Raw genomic sequence first — 16103 nt, 5'->3', positions numbered from 1 at the left:
CCCAGCGCCAGCGTGGTGGCATGTCCATGCCCAAACCGGGCCCCCCTCCGCACGAACGGAGACCCTCATGCCCCTCCGCAGAATCGCGCTCGGCGCCGCCGTCACGGCCCTGACGGCCCTCGCCGCCCCCGCCCCCGCCCACGCGCAGGTCCCGGCCGACACCCCCTCCGTCCCCCCGCCCGGCCGCGTCACGGTCGAGGTCGCCGGGGTCAACGGCTCCGGCTGCCCCCAGGGGACCGCCGGCGTCGCCGCCGCCTCCGACAACACGGCCTTCACCGTCACCTACAGCGACTACCTCGCCCAGACCGGCGCCGGCTCCGGCGGGACGGACTTCCGCAAGAACTGCCAGCTGGCGCTGCGGATCCGCGTCCCCCAGGGGTTCACGTACGCCATCGCCCGCGCCGACTACCGCGGCTTCGCCCACCTCCAGCGCGGCGCCTACGGCCAGGAGCGCGCGAACTACTACTTCCAGGGCAGCGCCCAGACGGCCCGCAGCACCCACCAGTTCAACGGCCCCCTCACCGACAACTGGCAGGCGAGCGACCAGACCGACTACGCGGACCTCGTCTGGGCCCCCTGCGGCGAGGAGCGCAACCTCAACGTCAACACCGAGCTGCGGGTCTACGCCGGCACCTCAGGCTCGCAGAACCTCAGCTTCATGAGCATGGACTCGACGGACGGCAGCGTCAGCACGGTCTACCACTTCGAGTGGAAGGAGTGCCCCGCCGCCTGACGCGGGGTGCCCGTCGTCGCAGGAGCCCCGGCCCCGGGCCGGGACCGAGAGCCAGGAGTCAGGAGTGACACCGATGTCTCACCGCCTGTCCCGCACCCTGCTCACCGCCGGTGCGGCCGCCGCCCTCATCGCGACCTCCGCCCCCGCGGGGGCCGCCGCCCCGGACGGCGCCGGCCGTCCGCGGATCACCGTCCCGCCCGACAAGATCGTCATCGAGCTCGCCACCGTGAACGGCTCCGGCTGCCGCGAGGGCACCGCCGAAGTGGCCGTGGCCCCGGACAACACGGCCTTCACCGTCACCTACAGCGACTACCTCGCCCAGGTCGGCCCCGGCGCCCCGCCCACGGCCTTCCGCAAGAACTGCCAGCTCAACCTGCGCGTCCACGTGCCGTCCGGGTTCACCTACGCGATCGTCCAGGCGGACTACCGGGGGTTCGCGTTCCTCCAGCCCGGGGCCTCGGGCCAGGAGAAGGCGAACTACTACTTCCAGGGGATGCCGCAGACGACCCAGCGCGCCCACACCTTCACCGGACCCCTGAACGACAACTGGCAGACCAGCGACAAGACGGACTACGCGGACCTGGTCTGGGCCCCCTGCGGGGAGAAGCGCAACTTCAACATCAACACCGAGCTGCGGGTGAACGCCGGCACCTCGAACCCGCAGACGGCCACCAGCTTCATGGCCATGGACTCCACCGACGCCAGCGTCAGCACGCTCTACCACCTGGCCTGGCAGACCTGCCCCGCGCCGAGGACGGCGTGAGGGCCTGAGCAACGGCGACGGGCCCGGCCCCCTGGCGAGGGGCCGGGCCCGGCACTCGTGCGATGGGATATGACTACCCGCCACACCGGCGTCTCGAACCGTTTTCGGCGCACCGGATCCGCCGGGGCGCGGGCCGGCCGGGGGTCAGGACAGCTTGCCGCCGTAGTCCGGGAGTTTGACGGTGCGCTCGGCGTGGCCGCCGACCAGGTCGCTCTCGTTGTTCCCGATGTTGGCGATGATCGTGTACCCGCGCGCCTCGATCTCGGCGCGCTTGGCCGTCTTGTACGCGCTGACCTGGCCGAACAGGGCCGGCAGGTCACGGACGTACAGCCCGGTCACCGGGTAGCCGACCGCCTTCAGGTTCCGCTCGGTCAGGGAGTACACGATCCCGGGGCGGGCGGTGACGAAGAAGACGGCGACCCCGCGCTCGGCGGCGTACTGCGTCAGCGCGCGGACCTTCTCGATCGCCGGGGTCGGGAACGTCCAGAACCAGTGGAAGTCCGTCTCCAGGGAGGAGTTGTCGATGTCCAGGACGATGGCGGGCTTCTCGCCGGCCGGGGCGGCCGCGATCCGCTGCTCGATGGCGGGGCGGGCGGCGTCGACGACGGCGGCCACGTCGCGCTGCCAGGTGGCGTAGTCGATGCCGAGGATCGCCGCGTTGCCACCCGGAGCCGAGGCCGTGACCGCCGCCGGAGCGGGCGCGGGCGCGGGCGTGGCGGCCGGGGCCGCGGCGGCGGCGCCGGCCGGCAGCAGGGTCATCACGGCGGCCGCCGCGGCAACGGTGGCGGCGGCGGTACGGGACGTGCGGGTGCGGCGGGTGCTGCGCATGTGGGGGCGCTCCTCGGAACAGCTCGACAGGTCGCGGGCTTGGCATGTACGTGCCCAGAGTTGGCCAGAATCCCACCCGTGTCTACTGGCCGGTAGGAAACTTTTCGTGGCCGGGGGGTGAATCCCCGTCACGGCCCGGCGCGGTGGCGGGGATTGTCCAAAAACGCGTCCTTGTTGCCTTCCCGCCATCGATGTGTCATGGACTCGTCATTCACCGGATGGCACGCACGGCCCAACCCCCCCACGAAAGGCAGTGTGTTGACCGTGTCCACTCTTGCCCGAATCCTCAAGCGCGGCCTCGCCGTCGGCGCCGTGGCCCTCGCCGCCGTCAGCCTCCAGCCCACCGGCGCCAGCGCCTCCCCGACCCCCGTCGTCGGCGGCACCCGCGCCGCCCAGGGCGAGTTCCCCTTCATGGTCCGCCTCTCCATGGGCTGCGGCGGCGCCCTCTACACCCAGCAGATCGTCCTCACCGCCGCCCACTGCGTGAACGGCTCCGGCAACAACACCTCCATCACCGCCACCGCCGGCGTCGTCGACCTCCAGAGCGGCAGCGCCGTCAAGGTCAAGTCCACCAAGGTGCTCCAGGCCCCCGGCTACAACGGCCAGGGCAAGGACTGGGCCCTCATCAAGCTCGCCAAGCCGATCAACCTCCCCACCCTCAAGATCGCCGACACCAAGGCCTACGACAACGGCACCTTCACCATCGCCGGCTGGGGCGCCGCCCGGGAAGGCGGGGCCCAGCAGCGCTACCTCCTCAAGGCCACCGTCCCCTTCGTCTCCGACGCCGCCTGCCAGGCCGCCTACGGCAGCTCCCTCGTCCCCTCCGAGGAGATCTGCGCCGGCTACGACCAGGGCGGCACCGACACCTGCCAGGGCGACTCCGGCGGCCCCATGTTCCGCCGTGACGACACCAACGCCTGGATCCAGGTCGGCATCGTCAGCTGGGGCGAGGGCTGCGCCCGCGCCGGATACCCCGGCGTCTACTCCGAGGTCTCCACCTTCGCCGCCGACATCCGCAACGCCGCCGCCGGCCTGTAGGGCCTGTCCGACCGCACGGCAGCCCCGCCCACGCACCTCGCCCTTCCGGCCGGACCCGAACCGGCCGGAAGGGCGAGCCCCCGGCCGTCCGGTTGCGGGCCGCCCCGCCCCCGGGTCCCATGGGACCGGGACACCCCGGCACCCGCCGGGGCGGACCCACCGGCGGCAACGGGCGACAGTGGGGCAGGCGGCGCATGACGATCAGAGTGGTCATCGCGGACGACCAGGACATGGTCAGGACCGGCTTCCGGATGATCCTCGAAAGCCAGCCCGACATCGAGGTCGTCGCCGACGCCCCCGACGGACAGGCCGCCCTCGACGCCGTCGCCGCCCACCGCCCCGACGTCCTCCTCCTCGACATCCGCATGCCCCGGGTCGACGGCCTCGAAGTCACCCGCCGCCTCTCCGGCCAGGACACCCCCCGCATCGTCATCGTCACCACCTTCGACCTCGACGAATACGTCCACGCGGCCCTCCACGGCGGCGCCTCCGGCTTCCTCCTCAAGGACGCCAGCCCCGCCATGCTCGTCGAAGCCGTACGGGCCGCCGCCGCCGGAGACGCCCTCGTCTCACCCGCCATCACCGTCCGCCTGCTGCGCGAGATGGCCCCCCGCATGGCCGGCCCCCAGGCCGCCCGGCGCCCCTCCGAGCCCCTCACCGAACGCGAACAGGACGTCGTGCGCTGCCTCGCCCGCGGGCTGACCAACGCCGAGATCGCCGCCGAGCTGTACGTCTCCCTGTCCACCGTCAAGACCCACCTGGCCAACGTCCAGGCCAAGATCACCGCCCGCAACCGCGTCGAGATCGCCGCCTGGGCCTGGGAGAGCGGCCTCGCCGCCACCACCCCCTGAACCCCCGTGAGCCCCCTCGCCTCCTGGGCCCGCCGCCACCCCCGCGCCGCCGGCGGGATCCGGCTGCTGTTCTCCGTACTCCTCCTCGCCCTCGTCTCCTTCGAAGGCGTCGTCCTCGCCCGGCAGCCCAGCCCCCCGCACGCCACCGTCTGGGTCTCCGGCGTCCTCGTCTGCCTCAGCGCCGCCCCCTGGCCCGGCCTGCCCCTCCTCGCCCGCGCCTGGTTCGCCGCCGCCACCACCTGGACCGTCACCCTCCTGCTCGTCCTCGGCGACCGGCCCACCGTCGTCTGGGGCGCCGGCGAGGCCGTCGCCCTCCTCGTCCTGCTCTCCCAGGTCCTGCTGCACGCCCGCGCCCGCACCGCCGCCGTCCTCGGCCCCCTCCTCGGCCTCGGCTGCATGGCCGTCCCCGTACGCGACGCCGACCCCGGCCGCTTCACCCTCCTCTTCTCCGTCCTCACCGTCGTCGTCACCGCCTACTCGCTCCTGCTGCGCCTCCAGTCCGTCCAGCGCCTGCGCGAACTGCACGCCGTACGCGCCGCCGAACGCCTCGAACTCGCCCGCGAACTCCACGACCTCGTCGCCCACCACGTCACCGGCATCGTCGTCGAGGCCCGCGCCGCCCGCTTCACCCGCGTCACCGCCGAACGCGCCGCCGAGGTCTTCGGCCGCATCGAAACCGCCGGCGACGAAGCCCTCGGCTCCATGCGCCGCCTCGTCCGCGTCCTCCGCGAGGACGACGGCACCCCCGCCGCCCCCGCCACCGCCCCCGTCGCCGGCCTCGCCGACCTCCGCGACCTCGCCCGCCGCTTCGCCGGACCGCCCGTCGTCCTCTACATCGAGCAGGGCCTCGACGAGCGCGTCCCCGGCGACGTCGCCGCCACCGCCCACCGCATCGTCCTCGAAGCCCTCACCAACATCGGCAAACACGCCGCCACCGCCACCGCCGTCCGCATCGGCCTGCGCACCGTCCCCGCAGGCCTCGAAGTACGCGTCGCCGACGACGGCGGACACCCCGCCCGGCTCTCCGAGAAGGCCCGGGGCGGCGGCTACGGCCTCGCCGGGATGGCCGAACGCGCCGAAGCCCTCGGCGGCCGCCTCACCGCGGGCCCCGCCCCCGAAGGAGGCTGGCTCGTCACCGCCACCCTGCCCCTGTGAACCCCGGCCGCACGGCCCGTCTCACCCAGCGACATGCCAGGGGTGACACGCCCGCCCGCCACGTAAGCTCGTTGACCATGAACACCAGCGACCGCGACAGCGGCACCGACCCCGCCGCGATCGACGAGAACGTCACCGCCGAACTGGCCCGCCTGCGCGACAGCATCGACAACATCGACGCGGCCGTGGTCCACATGCTCGCCGAACGCTTCAAATGCACCCAGCAGGTCGGCCACCTCAAGGCCCGCCACCAGCTGCCCCCCGCCGACCCGGGCCGCGAAGCCAGCCAGATCGCCCGCCTGCGCCAGCTCGCCGAGAACGCCAAGCTCGACCCGGCCTTCGCCGAGAAGCTCCTCAACTTCATCATCGCCGAGGTCATCCGCCACCACGAGACCATCGCCGCCGGCGAGGAGTGACCGGCCCCCGGAGGCGGGCGGGCGACCCCGCCCGCCACCGGACCGATACGGCCTAGGACAGCGGCGGCCCATCCGGCAGCATGGCCCCATGTCCGCACTGACGCGCAACGAAGCGCAGCTCCGAGCCCAGCTCCTCGACGTCCACCACTACGCCGTCACCCTCGACCTCACCACCGGCGACGAGACCTTCGACTCCACCACCGTCATCCGCTTCAGCGCCCGCACCCCCGCGGACACCTTCGTGGAACTGAAGCCGGAGGAACTGCGCTCCGCCACGCTCGACGGCCGGCCCCTCGACCCCGCCGGCCTCACCGGCAACCGCCTCCCCCTCACCGGCCTGGCCGAAGGCCCCCACGAACTGCGCGTCGACGCCCGCATGCGCTACTCCCGCACCGGCGAGGGCCTCCACCGCTTCACCGACCCCGCCGACGGCGAGACGTACGTCTACACCCAGATGTTCATGGACGACGTCCAGCGGGTCTTCCCGGCCTTCGACCAGCCCGACCTCAAGGCCGTCTTCGAGTTCACCGTCACCGCCCCCGCCCACTGGACCGTCCTCGCCAACGGCATCACCACCCGCACCGGCGACCGCGAGGGCGACGGCGCCGGCGTCTGGACCTCCGCCCCCACCCCCGTCATCTCCACCTACCTCGCCGCCGTCGCCGCCGGCCCCTGGCACAGCGTCACCACCGAGCACGCCGGACTCCCCTTCGGCATCCACTGCCGCAAGTCCCTCGCCCCCCACCTCGACGCCGACGCCGACGAGATCCTCTCCGTCACCACCGCCTGCTACGACCGCTACCACGAGAAGTTCACCGAGCCCTACCCCTTCGACTCCTACGACCAGGCCTTCGTCCCCGAGTTCAACGCCGGCGCCATGGAGAACCCCGGCCTGGTCACCTTCCGCGACGAGTTCGTCTTCCGCTCCGCCGTCACCGACACCGAACGCCAGCGCCGCGCCATGGTCATCGCCCACGAGATGGCCCACATGTGGTTCGGCGACCTCGTCACCCTCGCCTGGTTCGACGACATCTGGCTCAACGAGTCCTTCGCCGAGTACATGGGCTACCAGACCCTCACCGAAGCCACCCGCTTCACCGGCACCTGGACCGAGTTCGGCATGGAGCGCAAGCCCTGGGGATACGCCGCCGACCAGCGCCCCTCCACCCACCCCGTCGCCCCCGGCCCCGACGACGTCCCCGACACCGCCTCGGCCCTCCTCAACTTCGACGGCATCTCCTACGCCAAGGGCGCCTCCGCCCTGCGCCAGCTCGTCGCCTGGCTCGGCGAGAAGGACTTCCTCGCCGGCATCAACACCCACTTCGCCCGGCACAAGTTCGCCAACGCCACCCTCGCCGACTTCGTGGACTCCCTCGCCGCCCACACCGACCGCGACGTCCACGCCTGGGCCGACATCTGGCTGCGCACCACCGGCATCGACACCCTCACCCCCGAGATCCAGGAAGGCGCCGGCGGCTGGACCCTCACCGTCGACCGCCACGGCAGCCGCCCCCACCGCATCACCGCCGGCACCTACACCCGCGCCACCGACGGCCTCCTGGAGCGCACCGACCTCCTCGACCTCGACGTCCCCAGCGACGAGGTCATCTCCGGCGCCGGCCCCCGCCCCGACCTCCTCGTCCTCAACGACGGCGACCTCAGCTACGCCAAGGTCCGCCTCGACGCGACCTCCCTCGAAACCGCCCTGCGCGGCCTCTCCCGCATCCCCGACCCGCTCACCCGCGCCGTCGTCTGGGGCTCCCTGCGCGACATGGTCCGCGACGGCGAACTCGAACCCGCCGCCTACCTCGCCACCGCCGAGGCCCACCTCCCCGACGAGAGCGACCTCGCCGTCGTCCAGGGCGTCCTCGCCTTCGCCCGCCACCAGGTCGCCGACCTCTACACCGCCCCCGCCGAACGCACCGCGGCCCTCGCCACCCTCACCACCATCGCCCGCGACCTCCTGCGCCGCACCGAGGACGGCACCGACCCCGGCCTGCGCCTCGCCGCCGTCCGCGCCTTCATCGACAGCGCCACCCAGCCCGACACCATCGCCGCCTGGCTCGCCGACGGCACCGTCACCGGCGGCCCCGAACTCGACCCCGAGCTGAGCTGGCGCATCCTCGCCCGCCTCGCCGTCCTCGGCGCCGTCGACGAGGACGCCATCGACACCGCCCTCGCCGCCGATCCCAGCGCCACCGGCCGGCAGGGCGCCGCCCGCTGCCGCGCCGCCCTGCCCACCCCCGAGGCCAAGGCCGCCGCCTGGCAGGCCCTCTTCCACGACGACACCCTGTCCAACTACCTGTTCACCGCCACCGCGAACGGCTTCTGGCAGCCCGAACAGACCGAACTCGTACAGGACTACGTCGCCCGCTACTACCCCGAGGCGATCGCCGTCGGAGCCCGCCGCGGCCCCGCCATCGGCGAGGCCGCCGGCCGCTGGGCCTTCCCCGTCCACCACGCCGACGAGGCCAACCTCCGGGCCGGCCACGCCGCCCTGGAGGACCCGGAGGTCATCCCGATGCTGCGCCGCGTCCTCGTCGACCAGCTCGACGACCTCGCCCGCACCCTGCGCGTACGCGGGGCCTGAGGCCTAACGGACACAGCCGACGATCCGCACCGGCACCTGGGCACTGGCCGCCAGGCCGCTGTCCGGGTCGGTCGCGGTGAACACCAGCGGATACGTCCCGTCGGGCAGCAGCGGCACCAGGAAGCCGCCCGACGGGCCGGCCCCCACCGCCACCGGCCCGTTCGGGCCCTTCAGCTGCCAGGACGTGTACTGCGGATCGGTGATGGCCCGGTCACCCGGCCGGGTCCGCGCCGAACCCGAGAAGCTCTCCTCACAGCCGCGCCGCAGCTGCCCGCCGCTCCCCGGCTGCCGGATCGCCACCGCCGGGGGCTGCGGCTGCTGCGGGGCGCTCGTCGACGGCTGCGGGTTGCCGCCGTTCGTGGGACGGCCGGGGGAGGGGGAGTTGGGGGAGTCGGGGGAGCCGGACGAGGGCGGGGCGCCGCGCCCCGGGGACTGCGACGGCGACGCGGAAGCGGACGGGGACACCGACGGCGACCCCGACACCGGAACGGAAGGATCCGTCCCCGGCACCACAGGGAGGTCCGGCCTCCCCACCGACGTCGGCGACGGCCCCTTCGCCGGAGAGGTGGCCTTCGCGTCGATCGTCGCGCACAGAGCGCTGGCGGTCATCGGCTGGGCGTCCGGTACCGAGGAGGGCCGGAGCATCTGGTCGTCCCCGCCGTGCGCCTGCGCGTCGAGGTAGACGTTGCCCGTCGAGGTCTCGGCGTCACTGTGCTCGATCCACGCCGAATCGTGGTAGAGGCCGCCCTTCCTCTGCTGGTTGACCCCCGTGACGTGCCACTCCCGCACCCGGCCCCCCGACGGCGTACCCGCCACCGCGGGCCCGTTCGTCCCGGCGAACAGCCAGCCGTCACCGAAGTACCGCTGCGGGGCCTCCAACGCGCCGGTCTCGTTGGCCGCCGGGAAGTTGAAGCCGCCCCCCAGCATCAGCCGGTTCTTCGGACAGGCCACCGTCGCCTGCGCACTGCCGCCCGCCGCGACCGCCACCTGGGCCGTCACCACCGACACGCTCTTCAGCTTCACGCACACCGGCCGCACATCCACCGCGAAGTTCGCCTGTGGGGCGGGCGGGTTCTTCAGCTGCGTCATGCGCAGCACGTCGGTGGAGTCCCCCAACGGGAACGGACGGGAGCTCAGCTCCGTTCCCGGGTTCAGCCGCAACACGAAGTCGCTCCCACCGGCCGCCGAACCACCCGGACCGGGCTTCCCCGCCCCGGGTGTCAGCCGGTCCAGCGGAACCGGCGCCACCGGCCGCCCCGGCCGGACCCGGTCGGCCTTGAACTCGGCACCCACCATCGTGTATCCGTCCGAGCAGCGCGGTGTGGCCTGCGACGTGGTCGGCGCCCCCTTGAACGGACCGTCGGTCGTCGCGTCGTGAATGCCTTCCGGCCCCGCGAGCTTGTTCCCCCGGTCCAGGAACGCGTACGTCGTCGACCGGAAGTCCGGGTCACCCTCCATCTGCGGCTTCGCGTTCACGCACAACGCGTACGAGGTCAGCGTCGACGCCGCGTCACCCGGGTTGAACGCCGCGGCCAGCCACGCACCCCCGATGAAATGGCTGTTCGTCGCGAACCCCGCCCCCGCGATCGCGTACCCGCCGCCCAGCGCCGTCTCGTGCGGCAGACACCCCGCCACCGTCCGCTGCTCGGCGCCCGCCGGCACCGTCACCGACGTGGAGCGCTGGACCACCACCACCGGCTCCGGCCCCTGCGAGGTCCACCACACCCCCGCACCGGCCGCACCGGCGACCACGACGGCCCCCGCCGCGACCACCGCCGCCGTCTTCCCGCCGACCGCGCCGGCCACCTTCGCCAACACTCCGGATCCAGCCATCGGGTCCCCTCCCGCACCGCACGCGCGCCCCGTGCCGACCGCACTGTAGTACCGGCGCGACCTGCGGCCCAGAGCCCGGAATTCCAAGATTTCCCCATCCCCATCCGGCCACCGCCCGCCCCGCCCGCACCCCGCCCCCTACCGGTCGGACGGCCGAAAACCGACCCCCGCCCCCATCTCGAGGGTTACCCCATTCGGGTCTGATCGTTGTACCGGCCGGGTGTTCCGCCCGGCCTCGGCCACCGAGCAGCCCAGGCCCGCGCACCCCGCCCGCCCAGCCCCGGAGGCCCGCCATGACCGCGCCCCTGCCCACGCCCCCGCTCGCCGGCGGACGGGGCGGCGCCGACGCCCTGCGGCCCCTCCTCGACACCGTCCTGACCGCCCTGCGCACCGGCGCCGCCGACCGCGGCGGCCCCCTCCCCGCCGGCGGCCCGGACGCCACCGCCGCCCGCGTCCGCGCCGCACTCGGCGACGTGTTCCCCGCCCACGGCACCGGCGGCCACGAGGCCCTCGCCACCCTCGTCCACACCCTCGCCGCAGGCGCCGCCGACCCCGCCGACCCCCTCTGCGCCGCCCACCTCCACTGCCCCCCGCTCGCCGTCGCCGCGGCCGCCGACCTCGCCGTCAGCGCCCTCAACCCCAGCCTCGACTCCTGGGACCAGGCCCCCGCCGCCTCCGTCGTCGAGGAACTCCTCACCACCGCCCTTGCCGCGGAGCTCTACCCCACCCCTCGCCCCGACGCCCTCCTCACCACCGGCGGCACCGAAGCCAACCAGCTCGCCCTCCTGCTCGCCCGCGAACGCCACGGCCCCCGCCTCACCGTCGTCCACGGCGCCAACGCCCACCACTCGATCCCCCGCGCCGCCTGGCTCCTCGGCCTGCCCCCCGCCCACGCCCTCCCCACCCCCACCGGCACCCTCGACCCCGCCACCCTCGACACCGCCCTCACCACCACCCCCGGCCCCGTCCTCGTCACCGCCACCGCGGGCACCACCGACGCCGGACTCATCGACCCCCTCCCCGCCCTCGCCGACGTCTGCGACCACCACGGCGCCGAACTCCACGTCGACGCCGCCTACGGCGGAACCCTCGCCCTCAGCCCCCGCCACCGCCCCAGGCTCACCGGCCTCGAACGCGCCCGCTCCATCACCCTCGACCTGCACAAACTCGGCTGGCAACCCGTCGCCGCAGGCCTCCTCGCCGTCCCCGACACCCGCCTGCTGGCCCCCCTCGCCCACCAGGCCGACTACCTCAACGCCACCGACGACACCGAAGCCGGCCTCCCCGACCTCCTCGGCCGCTCCCTGCGCACCACCCGCCGCCCCGACGCCGTCAAGATCGCCACCACCCTGCGCGCCCTCGGCCGCGACGGCCTCGCCCACCTCATCGACCGGACCTGCGCCACGGCCGAGTACTTCGCCGACCTCCTCGACGCACACCCTGGCTTCGAACTCCACGCCCGCCCCACCCTCACCACCGTCCTCTTCCGACCCACCCCCACGGACGACGACCGGCTCGCCACCCTGCGCCGCACCCTCCTCCAGGACGGCACCGCCGTCCTCGGCCGCGCCACCGCCGACGGCCGCCTCTGGCTCAAAGCCACCCTCCTCAACCCCCACACCACGGCCGGGGACCTGGACACCCTCATCGCCCACCTGGAAGGCAGAACCCACCGATGACCGCCCAGCACGATGCACCCCACGACCTCGTCGGAATCGGCATCGGCCCCTTCAACCTCTCCCTCGCCGCCCTCAGCCACGGCCTCCCCGCCCAGGGCGCCGACCGCCTCGCCACCGCCTTCTACGACCAGCGCCGCGACTTCCGCTGGCACCCCGGACTCCTCATCGACGGAGCCACCCTCCAGGTCCCCTTCCTCGCCGACCTCGTCACCCTCGCCGACCCCGCCAGCCCCTGGAGCTTCCTCAACTACCTCAAGCACAAGGAACGGCTCTTCCCCTTCTACTTCGCCGAGCAGTTCCACATCCAGCGCGCCGAATACGACGCCTACTGCCGCTGGGTCGCCGGCCGCCTGCCCGGACTCCACTTCGGCCACCAGGTCGACGCCGTCCGCTGGAACCCCGAACGCGACCTCTTCGAAGTCGACTACACCCAGCTCGACACCGACGGAGAGGCCGAGGCCCTCGGCCGCACCTACACCCGCAACCTCGCCCTCGGCATCGGCACCGCCCCCTTCGTCCCCGAACCCCTGCGCCCCCTCGTCGAGGCCCCCACCGTCCCCGTCATCCACTCCGCCGACTACCTCGACAACCGCGCCCGCATCCTCGGCGCCGAACACGTCACCGTCATCGGATCGGGCCAGTCCGGAGCCGAGGTCTTCCTCGACCTCCTGCGCGCCCGCCCCGTCGGCCGCGAACGCCTCACCTGGCTCGCCCGCACCCCCTCCTTCGCCCCCATGGAGTACTCCAAGCTCGGCCTCGAACACTTCACCCCGGACTACACCCGCTACTTCCACTCCCTGCCCGAACCCGTCCGCGACCGCCTCGTCCCCGCCCAGTGGCAGCTCCACAAGGGCATCGACGCCGCCACCATCGGCGCCATCCACGAGGAGCTCTACCGCCGCAGCCTCCACGGCGGCTGGCCCGACACCGTCCTCACCCCCGGGGTCACCGTCCGCACCGCCGGCCGCGTCGCCACCACCAAGGTCGAACTCCACCTCGAACACCTCCAGCAGGGCAGCCGCTCCCGCCTGACCACCGACGCCGTCGTCCTCGCCACCGGCTACCGCGAGCGCCCCCTGACCAGCCTCTTCGCCGGCCTCGACCCCTACATGCGCAAGGACTCCTCCGGCCGCCCCCGCATCGACGACCGCTACCGCATGGTCCTCGACCCCTCCGTCACCGGAACCGTCTTCGTCCAGAACGGCGAACGCCACACCCACGGCGTCGGAGCCCCCGACCTCGGCCTCGCCGCCTGGCGCAGCGCCGCCATCCTCAACACCCTCACCGGCAAAGAGCCCTACCCCCAGCCCGACCGCACCGCCTTCACCACCTTCGGCCTGGAACAGCGCGAACACACCCGCCCCCGCCCCGCCGTCGACCTCCTCCCCCTCGTCGACCACCCCTGAACGCACCCGGGGCCGGGACCCGCCCCGTGGCGGGTCCCGGCCCCGGCGGGAACGGGCGGTGTTAGAAGACCGGTACCCCGGCCCGCGTCAGCTTCCAGTCCACCGACGCGAACTGCGCCGGGTCGATCGTCCCCTTGGCCTTCACCCACTGGATGATCGTGGTGCGGATCTCCTCGGAGTTCGACCACAGCTGCTTGGCCTGCGGCACGTGCGGGAAGTTGCCGCCGCCCGACGCCCGGTAGTTGTTCACCGCCAGCACGAACCGCGCCGCCGGGTCCACCGGCTTGCCCTGGAAGGACAGCCCCGAGATCCGCGACCCCGTCGGCTGCGCGATGTCGATGTCGTACGACAGCCCGTACAGCGCGTCGTAGTTGTAGTCCGGGGTCGACTCCGCGTTCGTCAGCTTCGCCGGGTCCACCACGTCACCGGGAGCCGTCCGGACGTAGTACTTCGCCGAGTACTCCAGGTAGTCCTTGAGCTGCGCACCCGTCAGCAGGCGCGCCTCCAGGGTGTTCTCGAACGGGTACAGGCCCGCCGCGTCCTTGATCGTCACCTGCCCGGCCGGGATGGCCGCCGTCCGCGAGAAGCAGGAGGCCTGCGACAGCACCGGCAGCGCCGACCACTCCGTGCCCGCCAGGGCGGCCTTGACCGTCTCCGCCTGCACGTGGCTGATCAGGTCGATGATCGGCACGTCCTTCACCGGGCCGTCCGCCGAGCTCATCGCCTGCTTCGAGGTGCCGATCACCTGGTTGACGTACGCCACCACCTTGCGGTGCTCGTCCGCCAGCAGGTTCGTGATCTTCGGGTCCTCGGCGGCCGTGTTCGAGTTCAGGACCTTCGCCGACACCTTCGACACCGACCAGCGGCCCCGGTCCCACGCCAGCTCGAAGTCGAACAGCGTCAGGCGCTGCCCCCACTTCAGCGGCTCCGACAGCACCACGTCCTTGCCGGTCGCCTTGTTCTTCACCCGGTACTCCGGGATCTCCGTGTGCGCGTGACCCACCAGGACCGCGTCGATCCCCGGCACCTGCTCGGCCACCAGAGCGGCCGCGTTCTCGATGTAGGGCAACTGGTCACCGTAGGAGGACGTACCGCTCGAACCCGAGTGCGCCGAGACGATCACCACGTCCGCGCCCATGGACCGCAGCCGCGGCACGTACTTCGCCGCCTGCTCCTCCAGCCCCGGGAAGGTCATCTTCCCCTGCACGTTCGCCTTGTCCCAGATCGCGATGCCCGGGTTCGTCAGCCCCAGCACCGCCACCTTCACGTCCCGCCCGTGCGGGGTCCGCAGCCGGTGCATGCTGTACGGGGCGAACGCCGGCTTCAGGGTCTTCGCGTCCAGCGCGTTCGCCCCCAGCAGCGGGAAGCGGCACTGCTCCTCGAACTTGCGCAGCACCGGGATGCCGTAGTTGAACTCGTGGTTGCCGATGGCCGCCGCGTCGTAGCCGATCGCGTTCATGGCCTGAGCCATCGGGTGCACCGGACCCCGGCGCGCGGTGATCGGGTCCACCTTGGCGTAGTAGTACGCCAGCTGCGTGCCCTGGATGGTGTCACCGGCGTCGATCAGGAGGGTGTTGCACCGCCCCTTCTCCGCCCGCACCTGGTTCACCAGGGTCGAGATCTTCGCCAGGCCGATGTCGTTGTGCGCCTTGTCGTCGAACTCCTTGTCCGTGAAGTAGTCCCAGTTGAAGACGTTCCCGTGCAGGTCGGTCGTCCCCATCACGGTGAACGCGTACGTACGCTGCCTCGCCGACGGCGCGGCTGCGGCGGCCGGCGCGGCGGCGGCCGGCGCGGCCGAGGCCCCCGCCAGCGCCACGGCGGCACCCGTCGCGGCCGAAGCCCCCATGAACGTCCTACGGTCGAACCCCATGTCACTCTCCCCTGGTCAGGCGTGTGTCAGTACAGCGTCAAAACGCGTGGACAACGCGCGTAGATTCTGACCGATGGGTAACAAGCCGCAACACCCCCACCCAGGTTTCGATCCGATGACCAGACCGGAACGGGCGACGGTGCGACAGTGAAACCATGACCCAGGACGCCCCGCACACCCCGGCCGCCCACCAGCCCTACGGCACCCCCGAAGTGCCCCGCGTCGCCGTCCGCGGCGAGGCCCGCCTCGAAGTCGACCCCGAGATCGCCCGCATCGGCATCACCGTCACCGCCCGCGGCACCGACCGCCGCAGCGCCCTCGACGACCTCACCCGCCGCAACAACGCCGTCCTCGACCTCGTCAAGAGCTACGGCGAGCCCGTCGAGAAGCTGGAGACCGGCGCCTTCTCCATCAACCCCGAACTCACCCGCCACGGCCGCGGCGAACGCGTCCGCGCCTACCACGGCACCGTCCGCATCACCGCCGAGCTGAACGACTTCACCGCCCTCGGCGAACTCACCACCCGCCTCGCCGACCTCGACCTCACCCGCGTCGACGGCCCCTGGTGGGCCCTGCGCCCCACCTCACCCGCCCACGGCGAAGCCCGCCGCCAGGCCGTCCTCGAAGCCGTCCAGCGCGCCCGCGAGTACGCCCGCGCCCTCGGCGCCGACCTCGCCGCCCTCGTCGAACTCGCCGACCTCGACGCCGAGAACGCCGTCCCGCTCGCCATGGCCGCCCCCGCCGCCTACCGCTCCATGAGCTTCGCCGGGGCCGAGGACGCGGGCGCCCCGCCCCTCGACCTCGAACCCCAGCGGCAGACCGTCCACGCCCAGGTGAACGCCCGCTTCACGATGACCCCGCCCCGGCTCTGAAACCCGTACGAAACGCCGAAGCGGTGACCCCGTGGGGGTGCTCATCAGAGCATCCCCACGCACATTCAA

Annotated in this window: 13 protein-coding genes; 10 read left to right on the top strand and 3 right to left on the bottom strand. The window is 73.0% G+C overall.

Translation table 11 applies throughout. The annotated features are described in order from the left end of the window. Positions 1-67: 67 nt before the first annotated feature. The gene (locus ABT403_RS11650) at positions 68-733 is read left to right on the top strand and encodes a DUF4360 domain-containing protein (RefSeq protein ID WP_344154227.1); all 666 of its coding nucleotides are present in this window, start codon (positions 68-70) and stop codon (positions 731-733) included. 73 nt (positions 734-806) lie between these two features. Then, positions 807-1496 (top strand): DUF4360 domain-containing protein, encoded by a 690-nt coding sequence (locus ABT403_RS11645; RefSeq protein ID WP_425580133.1) that lies wholly within the window; start codon positions 807-809, stop codon positions 1494-1496. Positions 1497-1640: 144 nt separating this feature from the next. Here the strand turns inward: ABT403_RS11645 and ABT403_RS11640 are convergent, their stop codons facing one another. Further along, positions 1641-2324, bottom strand: a complete 684-nt coding sequence (locus ABT403_RS11640) for an HAD family acid phosphatase (RefSeq protein WP_344154230.1) — start codon at positions 2322-2324, stop codon at positions 1641-1643. 255 nt (positions 2325-2579) lie between these two features. Here ABT403_RS11640 and ABT403_RS11635 point away from each other — a divergent pair, with 255 nt between their 5' ends. From ABT403_RS11635 to pepN, 5 genes are all read left to right on the top strand, one after another. Next, positions 2580-3362, top strand: a complete 783-nt coding sequence (locus ABT403_RS11635; RefSeq protein ID WP_425580134.1) for a serine protease — start codon at positions 2580-2582, stop codon at positions 3360-3362. A gap of 194 nt (positions 3363-3556) precedes the next feature. Beyond that, positions 3557-4213 carry a response regulator gene (locus tag ABT403_RS11630; protein WP_344154236.1) on the top strand — a complete coding sequence of 219 codons (657 nt, stop codon included), beginning with the start codon at positions 3557-3559 and terminating at the stop codon, positions 4211-4213. Positions 4214-4219: 6 nt separating this feature from the next. Then, entirely contained in the window at positions 4220-5368 is a 1149-nt protein-coding gene (locus ABT403_RS11625; RefSeq protein ID WP_344154239.1) for a sensor histidine kinase, read from the top strand. 77 nt (positions 5369-5445) lie between these two features. Further along, positions 5446-5784, top strand: a complete 339-nt coding sequence (locus ABT403_RS11620; protein ID WP_344154242.1) for a chorismate mutase — start codon at positions 5446-5448, stop codon at positions 5782-5784. Positions 5785-5872: 88 nt separating this feature from the next. Then, complete coding sequence (gene pepN / locus ABT403_RS11615; protein WP_344154245.1) at positions 5873-8374, top strand: aminopeptidase N; 2502 nt, start codon at positions 5873-5875, stop codon at positions 8372-8374. A 3-nt stretch (positions 8375-8377) separates the two neighbouring features. Here pepN and ABT403_RS11610 read toward each other — a convergent pair whose 3' ends face one another. Next, on the bottom strand, positions 8378-10207 hold the full coding sequence (locus ABT403_RS11610; protein ID WP_344154248.1) for a hypothetical protein: 1830 nt from the start codon (positions 10205-10207) through the stop codon (positions 8378-8380). A gap of 305 nt (positions 10208-10512) precedes the next feature. Here ABT403_RS11610 and ABT403_RS11605 point away from each other — a divergent pair, with 305 nt between their 5' ends. Both ABT403_RS11605 and ABT403_RS11600 read left to right on the top strand, forming a co-directional pair. After that, complete coding sequence (locus tag ABT403_RS11605; RefSeq protein WP_344154877.1) at positions 10513-11886, top strand: pyridoxal phosphate-dependent decarboxylase family protein; 1374 nt, start codon at positions 10513-10515, stop codon at positions 11884-11886. Further along, the gene (locus ABT403_RS11600; RefSeq protein WP_344154251.1) at positions 11883-13292 is read left to right on the top strand and encodes a lysine N(6)-hydroxylase/L-ornithine N(5)-oxygenase family protein; all 1410 of its coding nucleotides are present in this window, start codon (positions 11883-11885) and stop codon (positions 13290-13292) included. Before ABT403_RS11605 ends, ABT403_RS11600 begins: the two co-directional genes overlap by 4 nt. Positions 13293-13353: 61 nt before the next feature. Here ABT403_RS11600 and ABT403_RS11595 read toward each other — a convergent pair whose 3' ends face one another. After that, positions 13354-15162 (bottom strand): bifunctional metallophosphatase/5'-nucleotidase, encoded by a 1809-nt coding sequence (locus ABT403_RS11595; RefSeq protein ID WP_344154254.1) that lies wholly within the window; start codon positions 15160-15162, stop codon positions 13354-13356. 155 nt (positions 15163-15317) lie between these two features. Between ABT403_RS11595 and ABT403_RS11590 the strand changes: the two genes are divergently transcribed. Continuing rightward, positions 15318-16034 carry an SIMPL domain-containing protein gene (locus ABT403_RS11590; RefSeq protein ID WP_344154257.1) on the top strand — a complete coding sequence of 239 codons (717 nt, stop codon included), beginning with the start codon at positions 15318-15320 and terminating at the stop codon, positions 16032-16034. The last annotated feature ends 69 nt before the right edge of the window (positions 16035-16103 follow it).

Origin of the sequence: Streptomyces sp. NPDC000075 (assembly GCF_040301925.1) — a bacterium.
Lineage (GTDB): Bacteria > Actinomycetota > Actinomycetes > Streptomycetales > Streptomycetaceae > Streptomyces > Streptomyces polychromogenes.
The sequence above is the reverse complement of the archived record's forward strand: the minus strand, read 5'-3'. Positions and strand labels throughout refer to the sequence as shown.